Here is a 25276-nt window from a genome sequence, read left to right on the forward strand (position 1 = left end):
AGCGATTACTGCGGCTGCTGCTGGCCAGCGCCGTTCTGCGGCAAACGCACACGGGTCACCGGAACCGTCGGCAGGCGCGTGTTGAGCAGCGCAATCACGTCATCGGAAATATCGAGATCCGGCGATGCAAAGACCAGATTGGACCGGTCAACCAGCATGTCGATACCCTGGGCCTCGACGACCTCTTCCAGGATCGGGCCGAGTGCTTCGTAAACCGGGCGCATGGCCTGACGTTCGGTCTGGACGATTTCCTGCTGACGGGCGCGACGCACGACCTCAAACTGCTGGGCCTGCTGATTGAGCGTCTGGATACGGCTCATCAGGTCCGGACGCTCCTGGATCGCCTGCTGCGTCATGGACGCGGTCTCGGCGTTGAGACGTTCGGTTTCCTGCTGGATCGGCTGGCTCATGGCCTGGAGTTCGCTATCGATCTCCTGCGCGATTTCCTGCATGCGCGCGGCGATATGCTGACCGGCGGCACTTTCGCGCAGGACGCGCTCTTCGTTGAGGACGGCAATATTCGCCTGTGCCATCGCCGGGGCGGCAATGCCGGCCACGAGGACCGGAAGGAGCAGAAGCGTTTTAAGCAGTTTCATGGTTTTAGAACCCTGTTCGCGTGCTGAACCGGAAGAATTCGGCCCTGTCATAGTCTTCCCGAATGAAAGCCTGCGCAAAGTCGAACCGGACCGGTCCAAATGGTGAATCCCAGAAGATGCTCAGGCCGGCTGACGCGCGAAGCGCCAGATCGTCAACCGTGAACACCGCGTTTGTTCCCTCGTCTACCTGATCCGCGGAGTCGAGCATGCCAAGCGTGCCGAACTCCGTGAACAAGCTCCCTCTCACCCCGTATTGCTCGGGCAAACCGAGCGGGAATGAGACTTCCAGTGCGCCCACTGCATAAAGCCTGCCACCCAGGGCATCACCCCGGATCAATTCGCCTGTATCCGGGTCGCGTGAGACAGCGCGCGGACCGATACCGGCCACTTCAAAGCCCCGGAAAGAGTTGCCGCCCTTGAAGAAGCGGTCATTGATACGCACCGAGTCGCCGCCCCAAGGCAGGACAAATCCGCCATTCATGGTGAAGCTGGCAACGACATCATCGCCCAGAAGCCCCGGGAAGAAGGGCCGATAGACGGCACCATTGAACTCGGAGCGCACATAGCGGACATCCCCACCGATACCGGCAAAACCCTGTGTGAACTGCAAGCGATAACCATTGCTCGGCTCGATCGGGTCATTCAGACGCGACCAGTTCAGCGTGTAGGTCAGCACCGATGTATTGCGGCTGCCAGCCTGGTTCAGCAAGGCCGAGGAGGCCGAGGAAAAGACCAGCACGTTATCCGTACGATAGGTGTAGCCAAGCTGCAGATTGGTGGAGGCCGTCACAGGAAAGCCGAGCCGCAAGCTCGCACCGGTCGACTCGGTCTGGAAGGAGGCTTCCGACAGGAAGTCCGAATTGACCCGGAAGAGGTCGAAGCCGGCGGCCAGGTTGCGATCCAGAAAACGCGGTTCGGTGAAGCGAATATCCAGCGATTCACGATTCGACGAGGCGGAGATCCGGAAGCGAAGGAATTGGCCGCGGCCCCGCAGATTGCGCTCCGAGATCGAGAGATCGACCAGGAAGGAATCTGTGGAAGAGAAACCGGCACCAAAAGCCAGCTCGCCGGTCGGTTGTTCGGACACCGACACATTCACCCGTGCGCGGTCCGGCGCTGAGCCCGGTGTTTCCTCGACTTCGACTTCCTCGAAGAAGCCAAGACGACGGACATTATTGCGCGAACGGTCAATCAGGACCTGGTTGAAGGCATCGCCCTCGACAATGTCCAGCTCACGCCGAATGACGCGGTCCAGGGTCCGGGTATTCCCGGCAATGTCGATGCGTTCGATATAGACGCGCGGCCCTTCATCGATGACGAATTCAACATCAACGGTGCGGTCTTCGCGATTGCGCGAGGTCAGCGGGCGGATATTGACGAAGGCATAGCCCGCCGCGCCGGCCGAGAAGGTCAACGCATCAATACTGTCCTCGATCAGCTGACCCTGGAAGAGATCGCCTTCCTGGACCGGCAGGATGGCGCGCAGGAAGTCCGGATTGAGGTCCGGAATCTCGGTGGTCACATTGACCTCGCCGAAATTATAGACCTCACCCTCATCAATGGTGATGGTGATGTAGAAATCGCGCTGGTCCGGCGTCAGCTCGGCCACAGCCGACAGGACGCGGAAATTCGCATAACCCTGGTTTGAATAGAATTGACGCAGCAATTCGCGGTCATATTCCAGACGATCCGGGTCATAATTGTCGTTCGACGAAAAGAACCGCCACCAACGCGATTCGCGCGTCACCAGCTCGCGGCGCAGGCGACGGTCGGAATAGCTCTCATTGCCGATGAAATTGATGCGGCGAACCCCGGTAACCGGGCCTTCCGATATCTCGAAGATCAGATCGACGCGATTCTGGGCCTGCTCGACAATCTTGGGCGTCACGGTCGCGGCAAACCGGCCGGAGCGGCGATAGACCTCAATGATGCGCTGGACATCCGACTGAACCCGCGAGCGCGTGAAGATCGCGCGTGGCTGGGCCTGGATCTCGTCGGTGATCTTTTCGTCATCAATCGCGCTATTCCCCTCAAGGATGACGCGGTTGATGATCGGGTTTTCCTGGACTCGAACAATCACGATCTCGCCGCGATCCTCGAACTGGGCGTCCGAGAACAGACCCGTCGCAAACAGGGTCTGGATCGACAAATTCACCAGGCGCTCGTCAAAGGGCTGGCCCGGTTGAATCAGCAAGTAGGACAACACCGTGTCCGCCTCGACCCGCTGATTGCCCTCGACCAGGATTTGCCGGATCACCGGTGCAGGTGCGGGTTGTTGCACCTCTTGCTGGGTCGTCGCGGGAACTTCCGCACCCGATTGTTGTGCCGAGGCTATAGCCGACACAGTCACAGTCATCAGGGCTGCGAAGAGCACACGCAGAACACTCGCCATGGAAGATCGCCGCTTGCTGGGCTCAGTCAGATAATTGTCAGAATATCTGTCCGAGCAAATAATTCAGGTCATTCCAGGTCGCTACAAGCATCATACCGAGCACGAAAACAAGCCCCACCCGGAAACCGAGTGCTTGTGCCTTCATGCTCAGCGGACGTCGTGCCACCGCTTCATAGGCGTAATACACCAAATGCCCGCCGTCGAGGATGGGTATCGGTAGAAGATTGACCAATCCCAGTCCGACCGACAGGACACCAGCCAGATTTATCAGGTTTATAAGCAAGGAACGTGCAGCATTGAAGGCATTGTCATGGCCGTCGATCGAGCGCTGGGCGACCTGTCCCGCTGCGGTGGCAATTCCAAGCGGACCGTTCAAAAGCTCCGGGGACGCCTGCCCCGTCACGATATTGCCGACATAGTCAACCGTGGTGGAAACCACGGCACCGGTCTGCTGGAAGCCATACCCTATCGCCTCAATCGGATTGAAGCGTCGGTAATCAACCATGAGACCCATCGAAACCAGGCCTAGCCGGCTGAAGGCTGGCGAAGTGGTTCCGGGCGTTTCGGTCGGCGGCCCCACATCCGTGCCGATGATCCGGTTTTCGCCATCACGAACGATTTCGACTTCGACACGCTCGGCGGCACCATCGATCCGGTTGGCAAATTCCTGGAAACTGCGTACCGGCGCACCGTCGACCGCGAGAATGCGATCGCCCGCTTCGAATCCGGCTGCATGGGCCGGGCTGCCCTGAACAACGCCGCCGATGACCGGATCGGAATAGGCCTGCACGCCCAGCTGCGGCAAGCGCCGCGATCCGCCGAATTCATCTTCAACATTATTGCGCTGGGCGACGATCTGCAGCGAAATCGGGCTGCCATCACGCTCGATCACCACATCGAGCTCACTGGATCCGCCGGATATCACCATGCGCATGATATCGTTGAACGTATCCACATCGCGCCCGTCTATCGACACGAAACGATCCCCGATTTCGATCCCCGCCTCTGCGGCCGCCGAATTCGGAACCACAGCGCCCACGACCGGCTGGAGCTCACGATTACCCAGGGTCAGCACGAGCGATGCAAAAATGAAGATCGCAAGGATGAAATTGGCGATCGGGCCCGCCGCCGTAATGAAGGCTCGCTGCCAGATCGGCTTGAAATGGTAACAGCGATCCGCCGCCGCACCCATCTGGGCACGGAGCTGGTCCAGCTTGTCGGAATCCGGCTCGCTGGCGGCGCCGGCATCGCCGAGAAACTTCACATACCCACCCAGCGGAAAGGCCGCGACACGCCAGACGGTGCCGCGTTTGTCCCGCCAGGAGACCAGGGTCGGGCCAAAGCCCATGGAGAAGGCTTCCGCGTGAACGCCGCAGGCGCGCCCTGCCCAATAATGCCCAAGCTCATGAATCACGACGACAATCGAGATCAGGAAAACAAAGGAGAAAATGGTCAGGAAACCGCTGCCGATCAGGTCCATGAAAAATTGCCTGTGATTATGGAAGTGTCTGGCGCTCGACCATCAAGTCCCGTGCCATCTGGCGCGCCCGACCATCAATGGCGAAAACATCTTCAAAAGCCGTTAGCGCCTGCGGCATGTCCGCATCCGACAGGCTGCGCTCGAGAACCTCTTCAACACCCGCAGCGATGTCAAGGAAACGGATGCGATCCGCGAGGAAGGCTTCGACCGCGATTTCATTGGCAGCATTGAGCACAGCCGGCGCGATACCGCCGGCCTGGATCGCCTCACGCGCGAGACGAATGGCCGGAAACCGGGTCAGGTCCGGTGGCTGGAAATCAAGCCGCCCGATCTCCGTCAGGCGCAGCCGTTCAACCGGTGCCGGCATCCGTTTCGGCCAGGCCAGCGCGCTGGCGATCGGTGTACGCATGTCCGGTGACCCAAGCTGGGCCAGAAGCGAACCGTCGGCATACTCGACCAGGCCATGAACGATGGACTGCGGATGGACCACGACGTCGACCTGGTCGGGTGGAAGATCGAACAGCCAGCAGGCTTCGATGACTTCCAGCCCCTTATTCATCATGGTGGCGCTGTCGATGGTGATCTTGGCGCCCATCTCCCAGGTCGGGTGCGCGAGGGCGTCGGCCCGCGAGGCGCGCGCCATCATCTCGTGGCTGGCCTCGCGGAAAGGCCCGCCTGAGGCCGTCAGCGTGATCGAACGAATGGTGTCGCGCTGGGCCGGGTCAAAAACCTGGAAGACGGCGTTGTGCTCGCTGTCGACCGGGAGGAGCGTCGTGCCGCAGCGCGCCGCCTCATCCATGAAGAGCGCGCCGGCGCAGACCAGGCATTCCTTGTTGGCAAAGGCCAGCGACCTGCCCTGCCGCAGGGCTGCCAGGGTCGGCTTGAGACCGGCAGCGCCGACAATCGCGGCCATCACCCAATCGGCATCACGGGCCGCCATTTCGCAGACCGCCGCCTCGCCCACACCGATCTCGATACCCGGATGGTCCCTGAGCGCGGCTTGCAGAGCCTTCGCCGCAGCCGGATCGGCGATGGCCACACATTCAGCATTGAAGCGGATCGCCTGCCGTGCCAGCTCGGCGGCATTGGTCTTCGCCGTCAGGGCAACGATCTTGTACGCACCCGGCGCCGCGCGTCCGATCAGGTCCAGCGTGGCCAAGCCAACCGACCCCGTGGCGCCCAGGATGGAGATCCGGCGTGACATCAGCTCGCCTCCCAGCCCAGCGGCCAGACGCGCATGGCCAGCACCGCGCCGATCACGGCCAGCATCAGCGCATCGACCCGGTCGAGCACGCCGCCATGGCCCGGTATGAGCGTACCGGAATCCTTGACCCCGAAACTGCGCTTGAACACCGACATGGCCAAATCGCCACCGACCGAAGCCAGCGCAACGACAAGCGCAAAGGGAAGCACTCGAACCGGATCAAGTCCGAACAAGCCCCCTGCTGCCCAGCCCGCCGCGCCGCCCGCTACGATACCGGCCAGGAAGCCGGACCAGGTTTTCTTCGGACTGGCCCGGGGCAGAAGCTTGGGCCCGCCGATCCAGGTGCCAACGAGATAGGCAAGGCTGTCCGCCGCCCAGACAATCGCGAAGAGGAGGATAACGGCTTTCAATCCATGTTCCGGCTCGGCGCGCATGGCGGCCAGCAGGGCTGCACTGAGCGAGACGTAAAGAATGCCCAGCACTTCGCTTGACCAACCGCGGCGCCAGCGCTCGATACCACTGGCCAAGGTCCCTGCTGCGCCCCAGGCGAGTGCGTCCATGACACTGGTCTGACCGGCAAGAAGAACCGTGCCCGATGCTGTCGCACAGGCAATCGCATAAGCGACCGGCGGTGCGTCCTGGTCGGACATGTGGATCCATTCCCAGGCCATCGCAGCCGCGAAGGCCGCCACCCAGGCTGTGAAAGCGAGATCACCAACCCAGAGCAATGCGACCGCCAGCGGGCCGAGGATAAGCGCAGAGATCAGACGACGCCGGAAGACCGGATCACGCGGCGCCGACATCTACGCCTCCATAACGACGGCTGCGCTGACGATAAGTGTCGATGGCCCGGGCCAGATCCTGGCGATCGAAATCCGGCCAAAGCACCTCCAGGAAGACAAGCTCGGCATAGGCGGCCTGCCAGAGCAAGAAATTCGAGATGCGTTGCTCGCCACTGGTGCGGATCATCAGGTCGACATCCGGCAGGTCAGCGGTGTCGAGGAAGCCGGACAGCACTGTCTCATCCAGCTGGTCCGGATCAAGCGCGCCACTCGCGGCGGCGCGCGCGATGGCCTGGCTGGCGCGCCGCAATTCATCGCGTCCGCCGTAATTGAAAGCGATGGTCAGATGAAAGTCGGTATTCTCGCATGTGCGGGCCTCGGCGCGATCAATGATCGCCACCAGGTCCGGCCCCAGATTGTCGCGTCGGCCAATGATGCGAATCCGGACCCCGCGCTGGGCAAGCCCTTCCAGGTCGGCCTCGACATAATGCTTGAGCAGTTCGAAAAGCGCTCCGACTTCATCTGCCGGTCGGCTCCAATTCTCTGTCGAAAAAGAGAACAGGGTCAGATAGCGCACACCCAGATCACCAGCGTCCTCGACGGTGCGCCGCACCGTTTCAACCCCGCGCTTATGCCCGAAGGAGCGTGGCCGGCCGCGGGATTTCGCCCAGCGGCCATTGCCGTCCATGATAATGGCTGCGTGCCTCGGACCGGGCTGGTCAGCGGAAGCGTCGTCACTCATTCTTTCGCTCCGCCAAACGGGATGATCAGACCTGCATGATCTCGTCTTGCTTGGCCTTCAGGCTCTCATCAATCCGCTTGATGGCCTCATCGGTGAGTTTCTGGACGTCCTCGGAGAAGGCCTTCAACTCGTCCTCGGACAGGTCGCCATCCTTCTCCATCTTCTTGAGCGCGTCCATGCCGTCACGGCGCACATTGCGGACCGCGACGCGGGCATGCTCGGCATAATTGCCGGCCAGCTTGGCGATCTCGGCGCGGCGCTCTTCGTTCAGCGGCGGAATCGGAATGCGCAGAAGCTGGCCTTCAACGACCGGATTCAGACCAATACCCGAATTGCGGATCGCCTTGTCGACCACCGCGACGAGCCCTTTGTCCCAGACATTGAGCGTGATCATGCGCGGCTCGGGCACCGAAACGGTTCCAACCTGGCTGATCGGGGTCGGTGTGCCATACGCCTCAACCTTGATCGGATCCAGAAGGCCGGCGCTGGCCCGGCCAGTCCGCAGACCGCCGAATTCCTTGCGCAGGGCTTCAATGGCGCCGTCCATGCGCCGCTTCAGATCATTCTCGTCATACTCGTCGCTCATGGCGTTCTTGCTCTTTCCTGTTGTCAGCCGGCTGACGCGTCAGTCTTCATCTTGCCGATCATGGTGCACAGGCCCTCCCCGGCCAGCACACGCGCAAGACCATTGGTCTTGTGAATGTCGAATACGACAATCGGTATCGCATTTTCACGCATCAGCGTCACCGCCGAGGCATCCATCACGCGCAGGTCCCGCGTAAGGACATCCAGATAGTCGAGCTGGTCATAGCGCTCGGCATCAGGATTGGTACGCGGATCGTCGGAATAGACCCCGTCCACCTGCGTCCCCTTCAAGAGGGCATCGCAATTCATCTCGGCAGCGCGAAGGGCAGCCGCTGTATCGGTGGTGAAGAAGGGATTGCCAGTACCGGCGGCGAAGATCACGACCCGGCCCTTTTCCATATGCCGCGTGGCGCGGCGGCGGATATAGGGTTCGCAGACCGTGGTCATGGGAATGGCCGACTGGACGCGCGTCTGGACGCCAATACGCTCGAGGGCGGTCTGCATGGCCAGCGCGTTCATCACGGTCGCCAGCATGCCCATGTAATCGGCCGCGGCGCGGTCCATGCCCTTCGCGGCACCGGAAAGACCGCGGAAGATATTGCCACCGCCAATGACGAGGCACATCTCCGTCCCGGCAGCCACGGCTGCGGCGACTTCGCGCGCGATCCGGTCAGCGGTATCGATGTCGATGCCATAATTCTGGGAGCCCATGAGGGCTTCACCAGAAACTTTGAGCAGGACCCGCCGAAATTTCGGCGTTCCCGCATGGCCGTCAGCCGGCCCGGATGCAGATGAATCAGTCACGGCGTGCAGCATATAGAAAGCGGCGGCGCTGGGAAGCGCCGCCGCTTGTTGTCAGAAGAATCAGGACTGGCCAGTTGCAGCTGCAACTTCGGCCGCGAAATCTTCTTCTTTCTTCTCGACGCCTTCACCCAGCGCCATGCGGACGAAACCGGAGATCTCGACCGGAGCGCCGAGGTCCTTGGCAGCCGCTTCGAGCACCTGCTCGATGGTCTTGTCCGGATCCATCACGAAAGCCTGCTTCAGGAGCACGACTTCCTCGAAGAATTTGCGCATCCGACCTTCCACCATCTTCTCGACGATGTTTTCCGGCTTGCCGGACTGGCGCGCCTGGTCAGCAAAGACTTCGCGTTCCTTGTCGGCGATGGCGCTGTCGACACCGTCAACATCGACCGAGACTGCCACGGCCGGCGAACCGGCAGCCACGTGCATGGCGATCTTGCGACCCAGCTCAGCGAGCTTGTCCTTGTCACCATCCGACTTCAGACCGACCAGAACGCCGATGGCGCCCATGTCGGCGACAGCCGGGTTGTGGACGTAGGAGGCAACCACGCCCGGCTCAGCCGTCACGACGGCGGCACGGCGCAGGGACATGTTCTCACCAATCGTGGCGATCAGATTGGTGAGGTGATCCTCAACACTGTCACCGGAGGCCAGCTTGGCGGCCTTGATGGCGTCGACATCGGCGCCTGCGCTGATGGTCAGCGCCGCGATTTCCTTCACGGCCGACTGGAACTTTTCGTTCCGGGCCACGAAGTCGGTTTCCGAATTCACTTCAACCACGGCACCCTTGCCACCATCGGTGGACACGGCGACGAGGCCCTCAGAGGCGACACGGTCGGCCTTCTTGGCAGCCTTGGACAGGCCCTTCTTGCGCAACCAATCGACAGCGGCTTCGAAGTCGCCATCATTCTCGTTGAGCGCCTTCTTGCAGTCCATCATGCCTACGCCGGTTTTTTCGCGCAGTTCCTTCACGAGAGCAGCGGTAATGGCAGCCATCGGTTTCTCCTGGATTTCGATTTGGATCGAAGCGTTACGCTTCGGTCTTGTCAGATTCAGATGACGTATCCGTGGCAGCGGCCTCGGCTTCTGCAGCCGGAGCCTCTTCAGCCTTGGCCTCTTCGGCCGGAGCCGCTTCAGCCTTGGCTTCCTCTGCCGGCGCGGCGTCGACCAGGGTCTCGACCGGCGCTTCGGCTTCGCCCAGATCCATGCCCATCGCCATCTGGCTGTCGCTCATGCCGTCCAGAACCGCATCCGCGATCAGGTCGCAATAGAGCGAGATGGCGCGCGAGGCGTCGTCATTGCCCGGGATCGGGAAGTCGATCAGGTCCGGATCGCAATTCGTGTCGACCACGGCGATGACCGGAATGCCAAGCTTCTTGGCTTCCTGGATGGCGATGCCTTCCTTGTTCGTGTCGATCACGAACATCAGGTCCGGCGTGCCACCCATGTCCTTGATACCGCCGAGCGAGCGATCAAGCTTCTCACGCTCCCGGGTCAGCATCAGCTGTTCTTTCTTGGTCAGACCGGCCAGGCCGCCCTCACCTTCAAACATGCTTTCCAGCTCGCGCAGGCGGGCGATGGAGTTGGAGATGGTGCGCCAATTGGTCAGCGTGCCGCCGAGCCAGCGCTGGTTCATGTAATACTGGGCGCAACGACCGGCGGCAGCGGCCAGCGGCTCCGAAGCCTGGCGCTTGGTGCCGACGAAGAGGACGCGACCGCCCTTGGCAGCCGTCTCGCGCACTTTCACCAGGGCCTGGTGCAGCAGCGGAACGGTTTGCGAGAGGTCGATGATGTGAATGTTGGACCGCTCACCAAAGATGAAATCCTTCATCTTCGGGTTCCAGCGGTGGGTCTGGTGTCCAAAGTGACAACCAGCTTCAAGCAGCTGACGCATGCTGAAATCAGGGAGAGCCATCGATTTTTCCTTTTCCGGTTGGCCTCCACGGAGCGGAGTCACCTGCACCTGCAAGTGACACCGGAGCGTCAGGTCAAAGACCGGACGTAGCCCCGTGTGCGTAATGGCGCGGCTTATAGGCTTGCAAGGGCGTGTTGGCAAGCGGGCAGACCCGCCGGAATTGCAGTGCTGGCATGCGATGCCGGACCGCGATCAGGCACTCTCGATCGAGGCGACGCCCTTCACCCCTTTCAGGGCAGCCTGCAGCGCCGCGTCGGCGCTGTGTCGACCGGGCAGACGCAGCTCGATCTCGCCACCATCACGTAGCGGCATCAACAGCTCGACCACGGCATCATGGGAGGCGTCCTTGCGCCCATTCGCCCGCTCGAGACGCGCGTGTATGCCAGCCAGGGCGTCAGTGGCGTCGAGCCGGATGCGCAGGCGTTCTGCGGAGATCTTGGTGTCAAGCGGTTCGATCTTGTCGGCAAAGAATGAGATTTGCTCGTCACGCTCATCGACCCGGCAATTGATCATCACGGCCTGACCGCTGTCCAGAATGTCCCGCGAGCTCTGTAGGAGATCAGAATTGACGAAGACCTCGAACTCGCCTGTCGGATCGGACAGGGTCGTCCAGGCGAAGCGCTCGCCATTCTTGTTGGAGACCCGTTCCTGACGACGCCGCACCATTCCCGCGAGACGCAGGGCGGTCGCCCCGTCAGCGACCCGGGCCGGGGCTTCGGCAAAGAAGACAACGCCGCGCCCGGCCAGATGCTCAGCCAGATCATCCAGCGGATGCCCTGAGAGATAAAAGCCGATGGCCGACAATTCGGCATCAAGGCGCTGTGTGGCGGTCCAGGGGTCCGGCTGCGGCAGGCGAGGCCGCTCCAGTTGCGCCTCTTCCCCCCCACCACCAAACAAGCTGGCCTGGGCGCTCTCGCGCTGTTCGGCCGCATGCTGGGCCATCGAAATCAGGGTTTCCGCCGACGCCATGACGCGGGCCCGGTCCGGATCGAGACTGTCAAAGGCCCCGGCCTTGGCGAGGTTTTCGAAGGTACGCTTGTTGACCTGGCGCGGATCGACCCGCTCGGCGAAATCATAGAGGTCACGGAAGGGCCCGTTGGCCTCGCGCTCCTCGACGATATGTTCCATCGCCACAAAGCCGACATTGCGGATTGCGCCAAGGGCGAAACGGATCGTGCCCTCCTCGACCGAGAAATCGGCTTGGGAGGCGTTCACGTCCGGCGGGCGCACCTCGATCTTCATGCGCCGGATTTCCTGGAAAAACGCCGCCAGCTTGTCGGTATTGGCGGCGTCCAGCGACATCAGCGCGGCCATGAATTCGACCGGGTAATTGGCTTTCAGATAGCCGGTACGATAGGCGATCGCGGCATAGGCGGCGGCGTGGGACTTGTTGAAGCCATAACCGGCGAACTCGGCCACGAGTTCAAAGATGTAGGACGCCTTCTCCCGGCTGACGCCCTTCTCTTCGGCCCCTTCGAGAAAACGGACTTTCTGCTTGTCCATCTCCTCCTTCTTCTTCTTGCCCATGGCCCGGCGCAGAAGGTCGGCTTCACCGAGCGAATAGCCGGACAGGATTTGGGCGATCTGCATCACCTGTTCCTGATAGATGATAACGCCGTAGGTTTCAGACAGCACGCCTTCCAGGTCCGGGTGGAGATTGTCCACCTCGGCCCGGCCAAACTTCCGGTCGACATAGACGTCGATATTCTTCATCGGGCCCGGTCGATAGAGCGAGATCAGGGCGATCAAATCCTCGATCGCATCCGGCTTCATCTTCTTGAGCGTGTCGCGCATACCGGATGATTCCAGTTGGAACACGCCAATCGCATGGCCGGACTGGAGGAGATCGAAGGTCGCCTGGTCGTCGAAATCAATCCCCTCGACGTCGGGCACATCCTTGCCGGCCGAAGCGATATAGCCGAGCGCGCGGGCGATCACGGTCAGGGTCTTCAGACCGAGGAAGTCGAACTTTACCAGGCCCGCCGGCTCGACCCATTTCATGTTGAACTGGGTGGCCGGAATGTCGGACCGCGGATCGCGATAAAGCGGGACGAGTTCGGACAGCTTGCGATCGCCGATCACCACGCCGGCCGCATGGGTGGAGGCATTGCGGTAGAGGCCTTCCAGCTTCAATGCGACCGTGAGCAGCGTGTCGACCGAGTCATCATCCCGACGCATTTCCCGAAGGCGCGGCTCAAGATCGAGCGCCTGGGCCAGGGTAACCGGATTGGCCGGATTGGCCGGAACCATTTTGGCGAGGCGGTCGACCAAGCCGAGGGGGAGCTGGAGCACGCGGCCGGTATCACGCACCACAGCGCGGGCCTGAAGCGTTCCGAATGTGATGATCTGGGCCACACGGTCATGGCCGTATTGTTCCTGCACATAGCGGATCACCTCGCCGCGTCGCTCCTGGCAGAAGTCGACGTCGAAGTCGGGCATGGAGACGCGTTCCGGATTCAGGAAGCGCTCGAAGAGCAGGCCGAAGCGCAAAGGGTCGAGATCGGTAATGGTCAGCGCATAGGCGACCAGCGAGCCGGCCCCGGAACCCCGGCCCGGCCCGACCGGGATGTCATGATTCTTGGCCCACTGGATGAAATCCGAAACGATCAGGAAATAGCCCGGGAAGCCCATCTGCTTGATAATGCCGAGCTCGAAGTCGAGCCGTTCGCGATACTCCGCCTCCGGTGCAGCGGCATTGATGCTGGCCAGGCGTTCGGTCAGCCCCTCATGGGCGCGCGCGACCAATTCTTCGGCTTCGTCGCGACCGCCAACCGTCGGAAAGCTTGGCAAAATGGGCGGATGGGTGCGGACGCGGAAGGCGCAGCGACGCGCAATCGTGATCGTGTTTTCGAGGGCTTCGGGCAGATCCGCGAAGCGCGCATGCATGGTCTCCGGCGAGGCCAGATCATGATCGGCGGTGACGCGGCGACGATCGGCGACGGAGACGAAGGAGCTCTCCGATATGCACAATAGGGCGTCATGCGCCTTGTGCATGGACGGGTCAGGGAAATAGGCCTCATTGGTCGCGACGATTGGCAAATCGCGGGCATAGGCCTCGCGCACCAGCCAGTCCTCGGCCTGTAGTTCCTCGGCCTGGCCATGGCGCTGCAATTCGACATAGAGTCGGTCGCCAAAGGCGGCCTGGAGGTCGGCGAGATAGCAAGCCGCTTCCGGCTGCCGCCCCCCGACAATCAACCGGTTGAGCAATCCGTCCGGCCCGCCGGTCAGCGCGATGACACCCGCCGCATGCTCCAGGACAAGCGCCAGCGGCACATGCGGCTCCTCGGACCCATCAACATCGCAATAAGCGGCGCTGGAGAGCGCCATCAGATTGCCATAGCCGACCTGATCCTGGGCCAGGAGGACGAGTGTGCCATCCGGCTCGGCCCGTTCACCGGGATGCGGGTCGCCCATCCGGACCTTCAGCGTACAACCGACAATGGGCTGCACACCGGCCCCGGAGAGGACTTCGGAAAATTCCAGCGCCCCGAACAGATTATTGGTGTCGGTGAGCGCAATGGCCGGCATGCCGTAAGTCTGGCAGGCCTCCACCATCTGCGGCATGCGGATCGCGCCCTCGAGGACCGAATAGGGCGACCGCACACGCAGATGCACAAAGGGATGTTGCACGCCCATGCGTCGCTCCTGAAGTCCGGCCTCGAAACTGATCCTGCCCTGCCCCGACCGCCGCCACGGGCGGCGACGTCGAGTCAGGCCATCAGTCTAGCCGCTTCAGGCCGCGCCGAGAACCGATCCCCACATGGCAATCATCCAGGCGAAGCCGAGAACGGCAGTCGCAGCAGACACATCTTGAACAACACGGCGCATAACGCTCTCCCCAATCGCGAGTTCTGCTTTTGTTCTATTGCGGCACAACGCAGGCGTCAAGAGGAATGTTCCAATTTTGTTCTCATGCAGTTCGCGCAGGCTGATCAGTCAGGGATGTAGGGCGTGAGATGCCCGTCCGCGAAGGTCAGGATTCGGTCCATCCGTCCGGCAAGCTCGTGATTATGGGTGGCCACCAGGGCCGCCGCGCCTTCTGCCTTCACCGTTTGGCGAAAAGCATCAAACACGGTCTCGGAGGTTGTCGGATCCAGATTGCCGGTCGGCTCGTCGGCCAACAGGACATGGGGCGCATTGGCCAGGGCTCGGGCTATGGCGACACGTTGCTGCTCGCCACCGGACAATTGCGACGGCTGGTGCAGGAGGCGGTCCGCCAGACCGAGCTGTGTGAGGAGCATTTCCGCCCGCTCCCGCGCTTTGCGCGACGGCACGCCTGCGATCAGTTGCGGCAGGACGATATTTTCCAGCGCATCAAACTCGGGCAGGAGATGGTGGAATTGGTAGACGAAGCCGATCTCGCGGCGACGGATGGCGGTGCGCTCGCGGTCCGACAGGTCGACCGTGGCCCGCCCCCTCACCCGCACTTCACCGGCATTGGGACGCTCAAGCAAACCGGCTGCATGCAGGAGCGAGGATTTGCCGGAACCGGACGGACCAACCAGACCGACAATCTCGCCCGGTGACAGGGCCAGGCTGGCGCCCTGCAGAACCGGGAGCTCGCCCGCATCGGTGACATAAGTCCGGTCGATGGCATCAAGTTCGAGGACGAAATCACTCATAGCGCAGCGCCTCCACCGGATCGAGACGCGCAGCCCGCCAGGCCGGCGGCAGGGTCACAACCAGGGAGATGATCAGGCCGAAGATCGAGATGAAGCCCACCTCGCCCCAGTCCAGCTGAGCGGGAATGCGATAGAGGTAGTAAACCGTCGGATCCCAGACCTGGGCGCCCGTCGTCCAGGTGATGAAATCCTGGATCGGTCCGATATTCACGACGAAGAGGATGCCCAGCATCAGCCCGGCAAAAGTCCCGGCCATGCCGATACTGGCGCCCACGATCAAGAAGACGCGCATGATCGAGGCCTGGGTCGCGCCCATCGTGCGCAGGATGGCGATATCGCGCGACTTGTTCTTCACCAGCATGACCAGGCCCGAGATGATGTTCATCGCAGCAATCGCTACCACGATGGATAAGATAAGCCGCATGGCCGTCCGCTCGAATTGCAACGCGTTGAAGAAAGCCGGGTCGAGCCGGGTATAGTCATACACCGAGGTATTGGGGCCGGTGATCATGCGGATCGGATCGACAAAGAGCGGGGCGAGGTCAGGATCATCGAGGCGGACCTGGATCTGGTCGACCCCCTCGCCGCGCACAAAGAAGAGCTGACCCTGTTCCAGCGGCATGAAGGCCAGACTGTCATCAATCGTCGAGACGCCGGCCGCGAGGATGGCACCGACATAATAGGCTTTCTGCTGCGGGCGGGCCCCGAAGGCCGACGGCGCGGCGCGAGCGGACAGGAAGGTGACGCGGTCACCGACATTGACGCCCAGCCGCCTGGCGACGCCAGAACCCAGGACAATGACATCGCCGCCATACCGGCCGGTGCCGAACTCGGACAGGTCGCCATGCGTGAGGCCGGTTTGCGAGCGAGGATCCTCGCCGGATCGCACGACATCCATTGCGGCGAGATCATCCGGGCGAACCGCGAGGACCTGAAGGAAGGTCTCGTAGCGCTCAGAGGTTGCCATGACCTGGCCTGCAGTGACCGGATTGGCGCTCTTCACGCCGGGCATCGCCTCGATCTCCTCGATCAGGCGATCAATATTGCCCGGATCGATTTCCCGTGTATCCACGTATACATGTGGCTGAAAGCCAAGAAGCTGGTTGAAGAGCTCGGCGCGAAAACCATTCATGATCGACATGACCGCGATCAGACCGGTCACCGCCAGCGCGATACCGCCAAAGGATATCCAGGCAATCAGCGCTACGCCACCATGCTTGCGACGGGCCCTGAGATAACGGAAAGCGAGCAGGAATTCATAGGGGCTGAAGGGGCGCGCCCCGCCAGCCGAAGCCTGACCTGTCTCGCGAACCGTATCAGTCATCGGCAAAGGCTCTCTCGGCCAAGCGGCTGACGGCGTCTTCCGGCGACATCTCATGCGTCTCGCCGGTGCGTCGCACCTTCAGTTCGATCTTGCCCTCTTTCAGGCCGCGCGGCCCGATCACGATCTGATAGGGCAGACCGATCAGGTCGGCGGTCGCGAATTTGGCGCCGGCGCGATTGTCGGTGTCGTCGTAGAGGGGATCGAGTCCGGCTTCCACAAGCGCCGCATAGGCGGCTTCGCTCGCCACATCACAGGCCTCGTCACCAACCCGCATATTGATGATGCCGACACCGAAGGGCGCGACGCTCTCCGGCCAGATACAGCCCTTCTCGTCGTGATGCGCTTCGATGATCGCCCCGAGCAGGCGCGACACGCCAACGCCATAGGAGCCCATATGCACCGGACGTGGCTGGCCGTCCTGGTGCTGGACCAGCGCCTTCATCGGCTCGGAATACTTGGTGCCGAAATAGAAGATATGGCCGACCTCGATGCCGCGGGCGGAAAGTTGCCGGTCCTTGGGAACGGCGGCAAACTCGTCCGGCTGGTGCATTTCCTCGGTCGCAGCGTAGAGCGCGGTGCGCTGATCCACCAGCGGCTGGAGGTCGCCGTCGAAATCGACGTCGAGACCCGGTGCGCCCATCTCGACAAGATCGGCATGGCAGAAGACCTCGCTCTCGCCGGTTTCGGCCAGGACGATGAATTCGTGGGAGAGATCACCGCCGATCGGCCCGGTATCCGCCTTCATCGGCACGGCCTTCAGGCCCAGCCGCGAGAAAGTGTTCAGATAGGCCACGAACATGCGGTTATAGGAGCGACGGGCCGCCTCTTCGTCCACATCGAAGGAATAGGTGTCCTTCATCAGGAATTCGCGGCCGCGCATGACCCCGAAACGGGGCCGACGCTCATCGCGGAATTTCCACTGGATGTGGTAGAGCATTTTCGGCAAGTCCTTGTAGGACTTGCAGTAAGAGCGAAAGATCTCGGTGATCATCTCCTCATTGGTCGGCCCGAAGAGAAGCTCGCGGTCATGGCGGTCGGTGATGCGCAGCATCTCGTCGCCATAATCATCATAGCGACCGCTCTCACGCCACAGATCGGCCGACTGGATGGTCGGCATGAGGAGTTCGATGGCCCCGGCCCGGTCCTGCTCCTCGCGCACGATCTGCTCGATCTTCTTGAGCACGCGATGACCCAGCGGCAGCCAGGAATAGATGCCGGCCGCCTGCTGCTTGATCATGCCCGCGCGCAACATCAGCTGGTGCGAGACAATCTCGGCGTCGGAGGGCGTTTCCTTGAGGACGGGCAGAAAGTAGCGGGACAGGCGCATGGGGCGATTCCGGTGGGTTCGTGTTTGACGCCCATTAGACCGGCTGAGCGGCGTAATACAAGGATGGATGGGGGCTAAGGTGCAGAGAGCGGGATGGCGTGCAGGCGTGACAGGTCCTCAACTCCACACTCATTCCGCTCAGCAATATTTTCGGACGACCAGGGTTCGCCTCGGGCGCGGCGCGCAAAGCTCACCATTCATCTCTTGCCGAGAGAAAGCCGCATCCCATTCTTGAGCTCAAGGGTTTCTACCGCGAAGCGGCGCTCCGCGCCCTTGACCTCAAGAATGGGATGCGGCCAGCTGGCCCACAAGACATGTATGGATCGCCTCGCGTCCGACGCCAGATTGCGACGCTAGATGCCCATCGCGCACGGAGATGGAGCGGCGACATGCGGCTTTCGCAAGGACCGCGTCGACGCGCTATCCCTCCGCCGGATAATAGGTCGGCGAGCCCGGTCCGACCGGCAGGTCCAGTCCGAAGGTCCACAGAAAGAAGAAGCTCGACCAGAAAATGAGGAAGAAGATCGTATAGGGCAGCATCATCGCGATCAGCGTGCCGACCCCGAGATTGCGGTCATAGCGTGTCGCCCAGGCGAGGATGAGGCCGAAATAACTCATCATCGGCGTGATGATATTGGTCGAGCTGTCACCGATCCGGTAGGCCGCCTGGATCACTTCCGGCGCATAACCGATCAGCATCAGCATGGGCACGAAGATCGGCGCGGTCACCGCCCATTGGGCCGAGGCCGATCCCAGCGACAGATTGATGACGGCGCACATCAGGATGAAGAGGAAGAAGACCAACGGTCCGGTCAGCCCGCTATCCTGCAGGAATTGCGCGCCGGTCACCGCCGTGATTGCGCCGAGATTCGTCCAGCCGAAAAAGGCGACGAACTGCGCCGCGAAGAAGACCAGCACGATATAGAGACCCAAGGCACTCAGCGCACTGGCCATGGCGTCGATGACATCGCGGTCCGTCTTCATCGTCCCGGTCGCGCGGCCATAGGCATAGCCGGCGGCAATGAAGAAGATCAGGATCCAGACGACGAAGCCACGGAAGAAGGGCGAATTGATACGATCGCCGGTGTCCGGATTACGCAGAACGCCCCATTCGGGCGCCAAGGTCAGCGCCATCAACGCGAAAACGCCCAGAATGGCCAGGCCGGCCCAGCCCAGGCCCTTGCGTTCCTTGGCCTCCAGCGGCTGCATCATATTCTTGTCGAGCACGGTCTCGTCAGCGTTCAAGGGATTGTACTGGCCCAGCTTGGGCTCGACGATGAAGATGGTCACCAGGGACCCGATGGCCGTGATCAGAAAGGTCGACGCGACCATGAAATACCAGTTGGCCGTGGCGACCACGACATAGTCCGGGTCAATCAGGCGCGCCGCTTCCTGTGTGATGCCCGCCAGGAGCGGATCAATGGTTCCAATGAGAATATTGGCGCTATAGCCGCCGGACACACCGGCAAAGGCCGCCGCCATGCCGGCCAGCGGGTGGCGACCCAATGCATAGAAGATCGCGCCCGCCAAGGGGATCAGAACGACATAGCCGACCTCGGACGCTGTATTGGAGACAATGCCGGCAAAGACGATGGCCACTGTCACGACATGCCGCGGTGCCGACAGGACCATGGACCGAACGGCCGCGGACAGCAGACCGGACTTCTCGGCCACGCCGACGCCCAGCATCGCCACCAGGACGACGCCCAGGGGCGCGAAACCGGTAAAATTGGAGACGAGGCTGGTCCAGATACGCCGGATCCCGTCGCCATCGAGCAGGCTGACCGCGCGGATCATCCCGTCCTCAGCCACACCACGAGCACCGGCCGGGCGCGGGTCTTCGACGGCGAGGCCCATCCAGCCAAACAGGCCTGACAGCAGCACAATGCCCACAGCAAGAATGGCGAAGAGCGTGACCGGGTGCGGCAGGAGATTGCCGAGCCATTCAACGCCGTCAAGAAAGCGGGTGAAGGCACTGCGGCGCTTGGTGTCCGGTGTTGGAACTGACTTGGTCATGACGTTTCCCCATCCTGCAGGCCCAGCCCCTCCCCGTTTCGGGACTGTGCGGCATCTCGTTTGTTCTAGTAAGCGCCAGACGGCATGAACGGCTCCAGAACGCCGCTCTCATTAACGATGAAATAGATGATCCAGACGGTCGAAGCCGCCACGGTCGACCACCACATCTTCCGCGTCAGGTTTGGAGACTGTGGCGCACCACGCTCAGACCCCTCAACCACATCCCCCGCCTCTTCCTGCGAGCGCACGCCGATCGGCAGCATGGTGAAAAAGAAGAGCCACCAGACGATCAGGAAAACCACGACGCCATTCACGACGCCAACCCCGCCATCGCGGATGAAAAAACCGGAGAGCCAGAGCAGGCCGGCGATCGCGACCGGCGCGCGTTTGAGCCAGTCCATCATCGCGCCGGCTCCTGCATCAGTTCGATGAGCTGACCATGGCTGTTTTTCGGGTGGATGAAGATCACCGGGACCCCATGCGCGCCGATATAGGGCTCGCCCGTACCCAACACGGTTGCGCCCTTCGCGACCATGTCATCGCGCGCGGCGATGATGTCCGGCACTTCAAAACACAGATGGTGCTGGCCGCCCTTGGGATTGCGTTCGAGGAATTTGTGGATCGGGCTGTCATCTCCGGAAGGCTCGATCAGCTCGATCTCGGAATTGTCCAGATGCACGAAGGAGACCTTCACGCCCAGATGCGGGAAGTCCTTGGTCTCGGTCGCCTCGGTCGCGCCATAGAGCTCGGCATAAGTCTTCTTGGCCGCCTCGATATCGGGCACGGCGACACCGACATGGTTCAAACGTCCGATCTTCATGGCGATGATCTCCTCATCAGACTTCCAGCATCAGAATCTCGACCCAGGGCTTCTTGCCCCAGATCCGGCTCGCTTCACGGCGTACGGCCCGGCGAACCTCTTCCTCGGCCCGTTCGACATCGCGGCGATCGCGCTTGGACAGGCGGTCAAAGGCGCGTTCGGCCTCGTCGGCCAGGGCGTCGGCGAAATCGTCCAGCGACATTTGCGCGTCTTCCGGTACGCCCTGCATACGCACTTCCGGCCCCGAGACCAGCTCGCCCGTATCGGTCACCGCCATGGCGATGGCGATCTGGCCCGCATGGGCCAGCTTGCGCCGTTCGCGCATGGAGTCCGCGCCCGCATCGACAATGAAATTGCCGTCGACATGCAGCCGGCTCGCAGGCGCTTCATCGACGATGGACGCCGTGCCATCGCTGCGGATCTGGACCATGTCGCCATTGCGGACCGAGACGGCTTGGGGGACCTGGAGCTCACGCGCAAAGGCGGCATGCTCCAGCAGGTGGCGGCGCTCGCCATGAACCGGAATCGCCACTTTCGGCTTGGCCCAGGCATACATTTGCGCCAGCTCGTCACGGCAGGGATGGCCCGACACATGGATCGGTCGATCCTTCTCGGTGAAGATATTCACGCCACGCTCGGCCAGCCGGTTCTGCAGCTGGAAAATCCCGACATCATTGCCCGGGATGACCCGGCTCGAGAAAATCACCGTGTCGCCACTGCTGAGCGAGACATTGCGGTGATTGCCTTCGGCGATACGCGACAGCGCCGCCCGCGGCTCACCCTGCGAACCGGTGCAGAGATAGAGGATTTTCTCGTTGGGAAAACGCGCTGCGTCTTCCTCGCTGATGAAATCCTTCACATCGGACAACATGCCGACGGCTTTCGCAGCCGCGGTCATGCGATGCATGGAGCGGCCAACCAGACACACACGACGCCCATTGGCCTCGGCGGCCTGGATGGCGGATTGAAGCCGCGCGACGTTCGACGCGAAGGACGCAATCGCCACCTTGCCGGTGCCACATTCGCCGACCAGCTTGATCAATTCGTCGCGCACATCGCCTTCCGAACCGGCCTCGCCGGGTGTGAAGACATTGGTGCTGTCGCAGATCATGGCCAGCACGCCCTCATCGCCGATGGCGGAGATGGCGTCGCTGTCAGTGACCTCCCCGATCAGCGGATTGGGGTCGATCTTCCAGTCGCCCGTGTGCAAAACCATGCCGGCCGGGGTGCGGATGGCGATCCCGTTGGGCTCCGGGATGGAGTGGGTCAATGTGACCATTTGCAGGTCGAAGGGACCGAGGCTGAAGCGACTGTCCAGCGCGATCTCGTGCAACTCGACCTCGTCCAGCAGACCATATTCGCGCAAGCGATCGCGCACCAGCCAGGCGGTGAAGGGCGTCGCCCAGATCGGGCAACGCAAGCGGCGCCAGAGATGTGCCACGGCCCCCATATGGTCTTCATGCGCATGGGTCAGCACCATGCCGAGCAAATCATCCCGCCGCTCCTCGATAAAGCGCGGATCGGGCATGATCAGATCAACGCCGGGTGTATTCAGATCCCCGAAGGTGACCCCGCAATCAACGATGATCCATTTCTGCTGCCCCTCCGGCCCATAGCCGTAGAGATTGAGATTCATGCCGATTTCATCGGATCCGCCGAGCGGCAGGAAGTAGAGGCTATCGGTCAAGAATTGGTACCGCCATTGAGTTTCCAGACTTCGAGGAGACCGCGAATCGTCAGGTCCGCGTCATAATGATCGATCGCCTTGGAGGCGCCGTCGAACAGGGAGACCACGCCGCCGGTCGCGATTACGGTCATGGGCTGGGCGTACTCGCTCTTGAGGCGCTGCACCAGCCCGTCAATCAGGTCGATATAACCCCAGAAGACGCCAGACTGCATGGCTGAGACCGTGTCCTTGCCCATCACGCGGGCCGGCTTGGCTATGGCAACACGCGGCAATTTCGCGGCAGCCGCATGCAGCGCCTGCATGGAGAGATTGATGCCGGGCGCAATAATGCCGCCCTCAAAGGCGCCATCGGCGGCGATGACGTCAAAGGTCGTCGCCGTGCCACTATCGATGATGATCAGCGCGCCGTCATAAACCGCCCGCGCGCCCAGCGCGTTGACCAGACGGTCAGCACCGGCATCCTGAGGCCGATCCAGACGAACCTCGATATCCATACGCACGCCCGGCTCACCGACGATGACCGGCTCGGCCTTGAAGTAGCGGCGCGAGAGATTGCGCAGATTAAACAGGGCTTGCGGCACCACGGTCGAGATCACGCAGGCGCTAATGTCAGCAAAGGACCGGCCTTGCAGCGCCATAAGCTGGGACAGCCAGACCGCATGCTCGTCAGCGGTCCGGGTCGAGTCGGTGCCCGAACGCCACTGCGCCACCCAGTCATTGCCGTCATGGATGGCGAAGAGCGTATTGGTATTGCCGCAATCAATGGCGAGCAGCATGGCTGTCCTTTCATCCCGCATCGGGGAAAAACACGTCTCCTGCGGAGATATACCGGCGACCGCCGCCGACCAAGTCCAGTCGCAGCGCGCCATCGGGTCCGAGGTCCGAGAACACACCCTTGATCGTCTCGTTCTCCAGCCGCGCCTCGCAGCTCTGTCCGAGCCCGTGCGCGCGTGTCAGCCAACGGTCGCGGATCGGGCCAAAACCGCCCAGAAGCCAGTCGCGGCGTTCGCGTTCGAAAGCGGCGATCAAGATGTCGAGAGCGGTGTCTGGTGTGAGGGCCTTGCCATGATGCGCGAGCGCGGTGGCCGGGCGTTCGACATCCTCCGGGGCTTCGGCGAGATTGATTCCGATACCCACAGCGAGCCACAGGCCCCCGCCCGGCGCCGGTCCGCTTTCCAGCAGGATGCCGGCCGCCTTGCGACCGGCAACCAGGGCGTCATTGGGCCATTTCAGGCGGGTCTGTGCGGGATCACCCAGCGCGGCATCGCAAACAGCACCAACCGCATTCGCCGCCGCAAAGGAGAGTTCCGCGGCGCGGCCCGGATCGCACTGGAAGGTGTAAAGTCCGGTGGTGAAGAGATTGCCGGTCAGACCGCTCCAGGCCCGGCCGCGACGCCCTCGCCCCGCCGTCTGACGCCGCGCGGCCAACCATAGCGGACCGCGCTCGCCGTCCATGGCGCGTGCCTTGATATCGGCATTGGTCGAGGTTGTTTCCTCGACCCAGTCGATCCGGGGCTTGGGGTCGGACAAGGCGCGCCCGCTAGAGCGACAAGCCGACCGAATAGGCCCGGAAGACCAGCCAGCCAAGCGCCGGCAGGAGCAGGATCGTCGCCAGACCGGCGATGCGTGCCACCCAATAGGTGGAGACTGCAGCCGGGACAAATTCGATATCCGAGCTGTCGAACCAGATCACCTTGACGATACGCAGATAATAGGCGGCGCCGACGACCGAGAAGAGCACGGCCAGAACGGCCAGGATCATCAGATCGGCCTGGACGGCCGCATAGACCACGAAGAACTTGCCGAAGAAGCCCACCATGAAAGGCAGGCCGCCGATGGAGAACATCAGCGCCGTCATCGACCAGCCCAGGCCCGGATTGCGCTGTGCCAGACCGGCCAGGTCGGAGACCTGCTCGACCATGCCTTCGCGGGTGCGCATGGAGAGAATGCCGGCAAAGGAACCGATCACGCCGACCATGTAGAGCGACATGAAGACCAGCAACGCCCACAGGCCTGTCTGGCTGGCCGCGGCGACGGCGACGAGCGCATAACCCATATTGCCGATCGAGGAATAGGCCATCAGGCGTTTGATATTCTGCTGGGTCAGGGCGCCGAAGGCCCCTACGCCCATGGACAGGACGGCGATCATCCAGATCACGTCACGCCATTGATCAACGACCGAACCGAAAGGCTCCATCAGCACGCGGGCCAGAAGAACAATCGCAGCGAATTTCGGCGCCGTGGCAAAGAAGGCGGTCACCGGAGTCGGCGCGCCTTCATAAACGTCCGGCGTCCACATGTGGAAGGGCGCGGCGGAGACCTTGAAGGCCAGACCACAGATCACGAAGACCAGGCCAACGGTGAGGCCGACATTGCTGCCGCTTTCCACGGCCAGGGCGATATCGGCAAATCCGGTCGAACCGGCGAAACCGTAAACCAGCGACGCGCCATAGAGAAGCAGGCCCGAAGACAGAGCGCCCAGCACGAAATACTTCAGACCAGCCTCGGAGGCCCGCAAGCTGTCGCGATTGAAGGCGGCCAGGACATAGAGCGCCAACGATTGCAGCTCGATACCCATATACATCGCGATCAGGTCATTGGCCGAGACCATCATGACCATGCCGGTCACAGCGAGCGCGACCAGGACCGGATACTCGATCTTGCCGAGATTTTCCGCCTTCAGATACGGCATGGCCAGCAACATCGCGATCGCCGCGACCAATGCGATGGCGGTTTTGGAGAAGCGCGCAAGGCTGTCAAAAATGAAGCTGCCATTGAAGGCCGTGCCCTCACCGCTGACCAGAAAGAGTGCTGCCAGACCGGCGGCGACCAACAGGCCGATGGTCAGCCACTGGATCAGGACGGAGGTCTTTTCACCTTTCAGGAAAACGCCCAGCATCAGCAATGCCATGGCACCGCCGGCGAGGACGAGCTCGGGAATGAGAAGCGACAGATCCTGGGAAAGCATGTCGGCCGTCAT

General features: G+C 62.1%; 21 protein-coding genes. All 21 read right to left on the bottom strand.

The genetic code is table 11. The annotated features are described in order from the left end of the window. Positions 1 to 5 precede the first annotated feature (5 nt). The gene (locus Q0X62_RS14760) at positions 6 to 596 is read right to left on the bottom strand and encodes an OmpH family outer membrane protein (protein ID WP_297737545.1); all 591 of its coding nucleotides are present in this window, start codon (positions 594 to 596) and stop codon (positions 6 to 8) included. A 4-nt stretch (positions 597 to 600) separates the two neighbouring features. Then, positions 601 to 2988 carry an outer membrane protein assembly factor BamA gene (bamA, locus tag Q0X62_RS14765; RefSeq protein WP_297737548.1) on the bottom strand — a complete coding sequence of 796 codons (2388 nt, stop codon included), beginning with the start codon at positions 2986 to 2988 and terminating at the stop codon, positions 601 to 603. Positions 2989 to 3025: 37 nt separating this feature from the next. Next, complete coding sequence (gene rseP, locus Q0X62_RS14770; RefSeq protein ID WP_297737551.1) at positions 3026 to 4468, bottom strand: RIP metalloprotease RseP; 1443 nt, start codon at positions 4466 to 4468, stop codon at positions 3026 to 3028. 16 nt (positions 4469 to 4484) lie between these two features. After that, complete coding sequence (locus tag Q0X62_RS14775; protein ID WP_297737554.1) at positions 4485 to 5672, bottom strand: 1-deoxy-D-xylulose-5-phosphate reductoisomerase; 1188 nt, start codon at positions 5670 to 5672, stop codon at positions 4485 to 4487. Then, positions 5672 to 6475, bottom strand: coding sequence for a phosphatidate cytidylyltransferase (locus Q0X62_RS14780; RefSeq protein WP_297737557.1), 804 nt, complete (start codon positions 6473 to 6475; stop codon positions 5672 to 5674). Before Q0X62_RS14780 ends, Q0X62_RS14775 begins: the two co-directional genes overlap by 1 nt. Beyond that, positions 6459 to 7196 (bottom strand): polyprenyl diphosphate synthase, encoded by a 738-nt coding sequence (uppS, locus tag Q0X62_RS14785; RefSeq protein ID WP_297737562.1) that lies wholly within the window; start codon positions 7194 to 7196, stop codon positions 6459 to 6461. Before uppS ends, Q0X62_RS14780 begins: the two co-directional genes overlap by 17 nt. A 25-nt stretch (positions 7197 to 7221) precedes the next feature. Further along, positions 7222 to 7782 (bottom strand): ribosome recycling factor, encoded by a 561-nt coding sequence (frr, locus tag Q0X62_RS14790; protein ID WP_297737564.1) that lies wholly within the window; start codon positions 7780 to 7782, stop codon positions 7222 to 7224. Positions 7783 to 7805: 23 nt separating this feature from the next. Next, a complete protein-coding gene (pyrH, locus tag Q0X62_RS14795; RefSeq protein ID WP_366946178.1) occupies positions 7806 to 8597 on the bottom strand; it encodes a UMP kinase in 792 nt (263 codons plus the stop codon). Positions 8598 to 8645: 48 nt separating this feature from the next. Continuing rightward, entirely contained in the window at positions 8646 to 9581 is a 936-nt protein-coding gene (tsf, locus tag Q0X62_RS14800; RefSeq protein ID WP_297737570.1) for a translation elongation factor Ts, read from the bottom strand. Between the two features lie 34 nt (positions 9582 to 9615). Further along, on the bottom strand, positions 9616 to 10500 hold the full coding sequence (rpsB, locus tag Q0X62_RS14805) for a 30S ribosomal protein S2 (protein WP_297737573.1): 885 nt from the start codon (positions 10498 to 10500) through the stop codon (positions 9616 to 9618). A gap of 192 nt (positions 10501 to 10692) precedes the next feature. Then, positions 10693 to 14136, bottom strand: coding sequence for a DNA polymerase III subunit alpha (dnaE, locus tag Q0X62_RS14810; protein WP_297737576.1), 3444 nt, complete (start codon positions 14134 to 14136; stop codon positions 10693 to 10695). 296 nt (positions 14137 to 14432) lie between these two features. Beyond that, the gene (locus Q0X62_RS14815; RefSeq protein ID WP_297737579.1) at positions 14433 to 15122 is read right to left on the bottom strand and encodes an ABC transporter ATP-binding protein; all 690 of its coding nucleotides are present in this window, start codon (positions 15120 to 15122) and stop codon (positions 14433 to 14435) included. Next, positions 15115 to 16446, bottom strand: coding sequence for a lipoprotein-releasing ABC transporter permease subunit (locus Q0X62_RS14820; RefSeq protein WP_297737582.1), 1332 nt, complete (start codon positions 16444 to 16446; stop codon positions 15115 to 15117). The genes Q0X62_RS14815 and Q0X62_RS14820 overlap by 8 nt, the downstream gene beginning before the upstream one ends. Next, positions 16439 to 17773 carry a proline--tRNA ligase gene (gene proS / locus Q0X62_RS14825; RefSeq protein WP_297737584.1) on the bottom strand — a complete coding sequence of 445 codons (1335 nt, stop codon included), beginning with the start codon at positions 17771 to 17773 and terminating at the stop codon, positions 16439 to 16441. Before proS ends, Q0X62_RS14820 begins: the two co-directional genes overlap by 8 nt. A gap of 420 nt (positions 17774 to 18193) precedes the next feature. Next, positions 18194 to 19789 (bottom strand): AbgT family transporter, encoded by a 1596-nt coding sequence (locus Q0X62_RS14830; RefSeq protein WP_297737587.1) that lies wholly within the window; start codon positions 19787 to 19789, stop codon positions 18194 to 18196. A 65-nt stretch (positions 19790 to 19854) separates the two neighbouring features. Beyond that, positions 19855 to 20193 carry a DUF1467 family protein gene (locus tag Q0X62_RS14835; protein WP_297737590.1) on the bottom strand — a complete coding sequence of 113 codons (339 nt, stop codon included), beginning with the start codon at positions 20191 to 20193 and terminating at the stop codon, positions 19855 to 19857. Then, positions 20190 to 20609 carry a methylmalonyl-CoA epimerase gene (mce, locus tag Q0X62_RS14840; protein ID WP_297737593.1) on the bottom strand — a complete coding sequence of 140 codons (420 nt, stop codon included), beginning with the start codon at positions 20607 to 20609 and terminating at the stop codon, positions 20190 to 20192. Before mce ends, Q0X62_RS14835 begins: the two co-directional genes overlap by 4 nt. Before the next feature lie 16 nt (positions 20610 to 20625). Then, positions 20626 to 22245, bottom strand: coding sequence for a ribonuclease J (locus tag Q0X62_RS14845; protein WP_366946182.1), 1620 nt, complete (start codon positions 22243 to 22245; stop codon positions 20626 to 20628). A gap of 47 nt (positions 22246 to 22292) precedes the next feature. Continuing rightward, positions 22293 to 23072, bottom strand: coding sequence for a type III pantothenate kinase (locus tag Q0X62_RS14850; RefSeq protein ID WP_297737599.1), 780 nt, complete (start codon positions 23070 to 23072; stop codon positions 22293 to 22295). Positions 23073 to 23082: 10 nt separating this feature from the next. Further along, on the bottom strand, positions 23083 to 23826 hold the full coding sequence (locus tag Q0X62_RS14855; RefSeq protein WP_297737602.1) for a biotin--[acetyl-CoA-carboxylase] ligase: 744 nt from the start codon (positions 23824 to 23826) through the stop codon (positions 23083 to 23085). 10 nt (positions 23827 to 23836) lie between these two features. Beyond that, complete coding sequence (nuoN, locus tag Q0X62_RS14860) at positions 23837 to 25276, bottom strand: NADH-quinone oxidoreductase subunit NuoN (RefSeq protein ID WP_297737605.1); 1440 nt, start codon at positions 25274 to 25276, stop codon at positions 23837 to 23839.

Source organism: uncultured Maricaulis sp. (genome assembly GCF_947259345.1).
In the GTDB taxonomy this organism is placed as follows: Bacteria; Pseudomonadota; Alphaproteobacteria; order Caulobacterales; family Maricaulaceae; genus Maricaulis.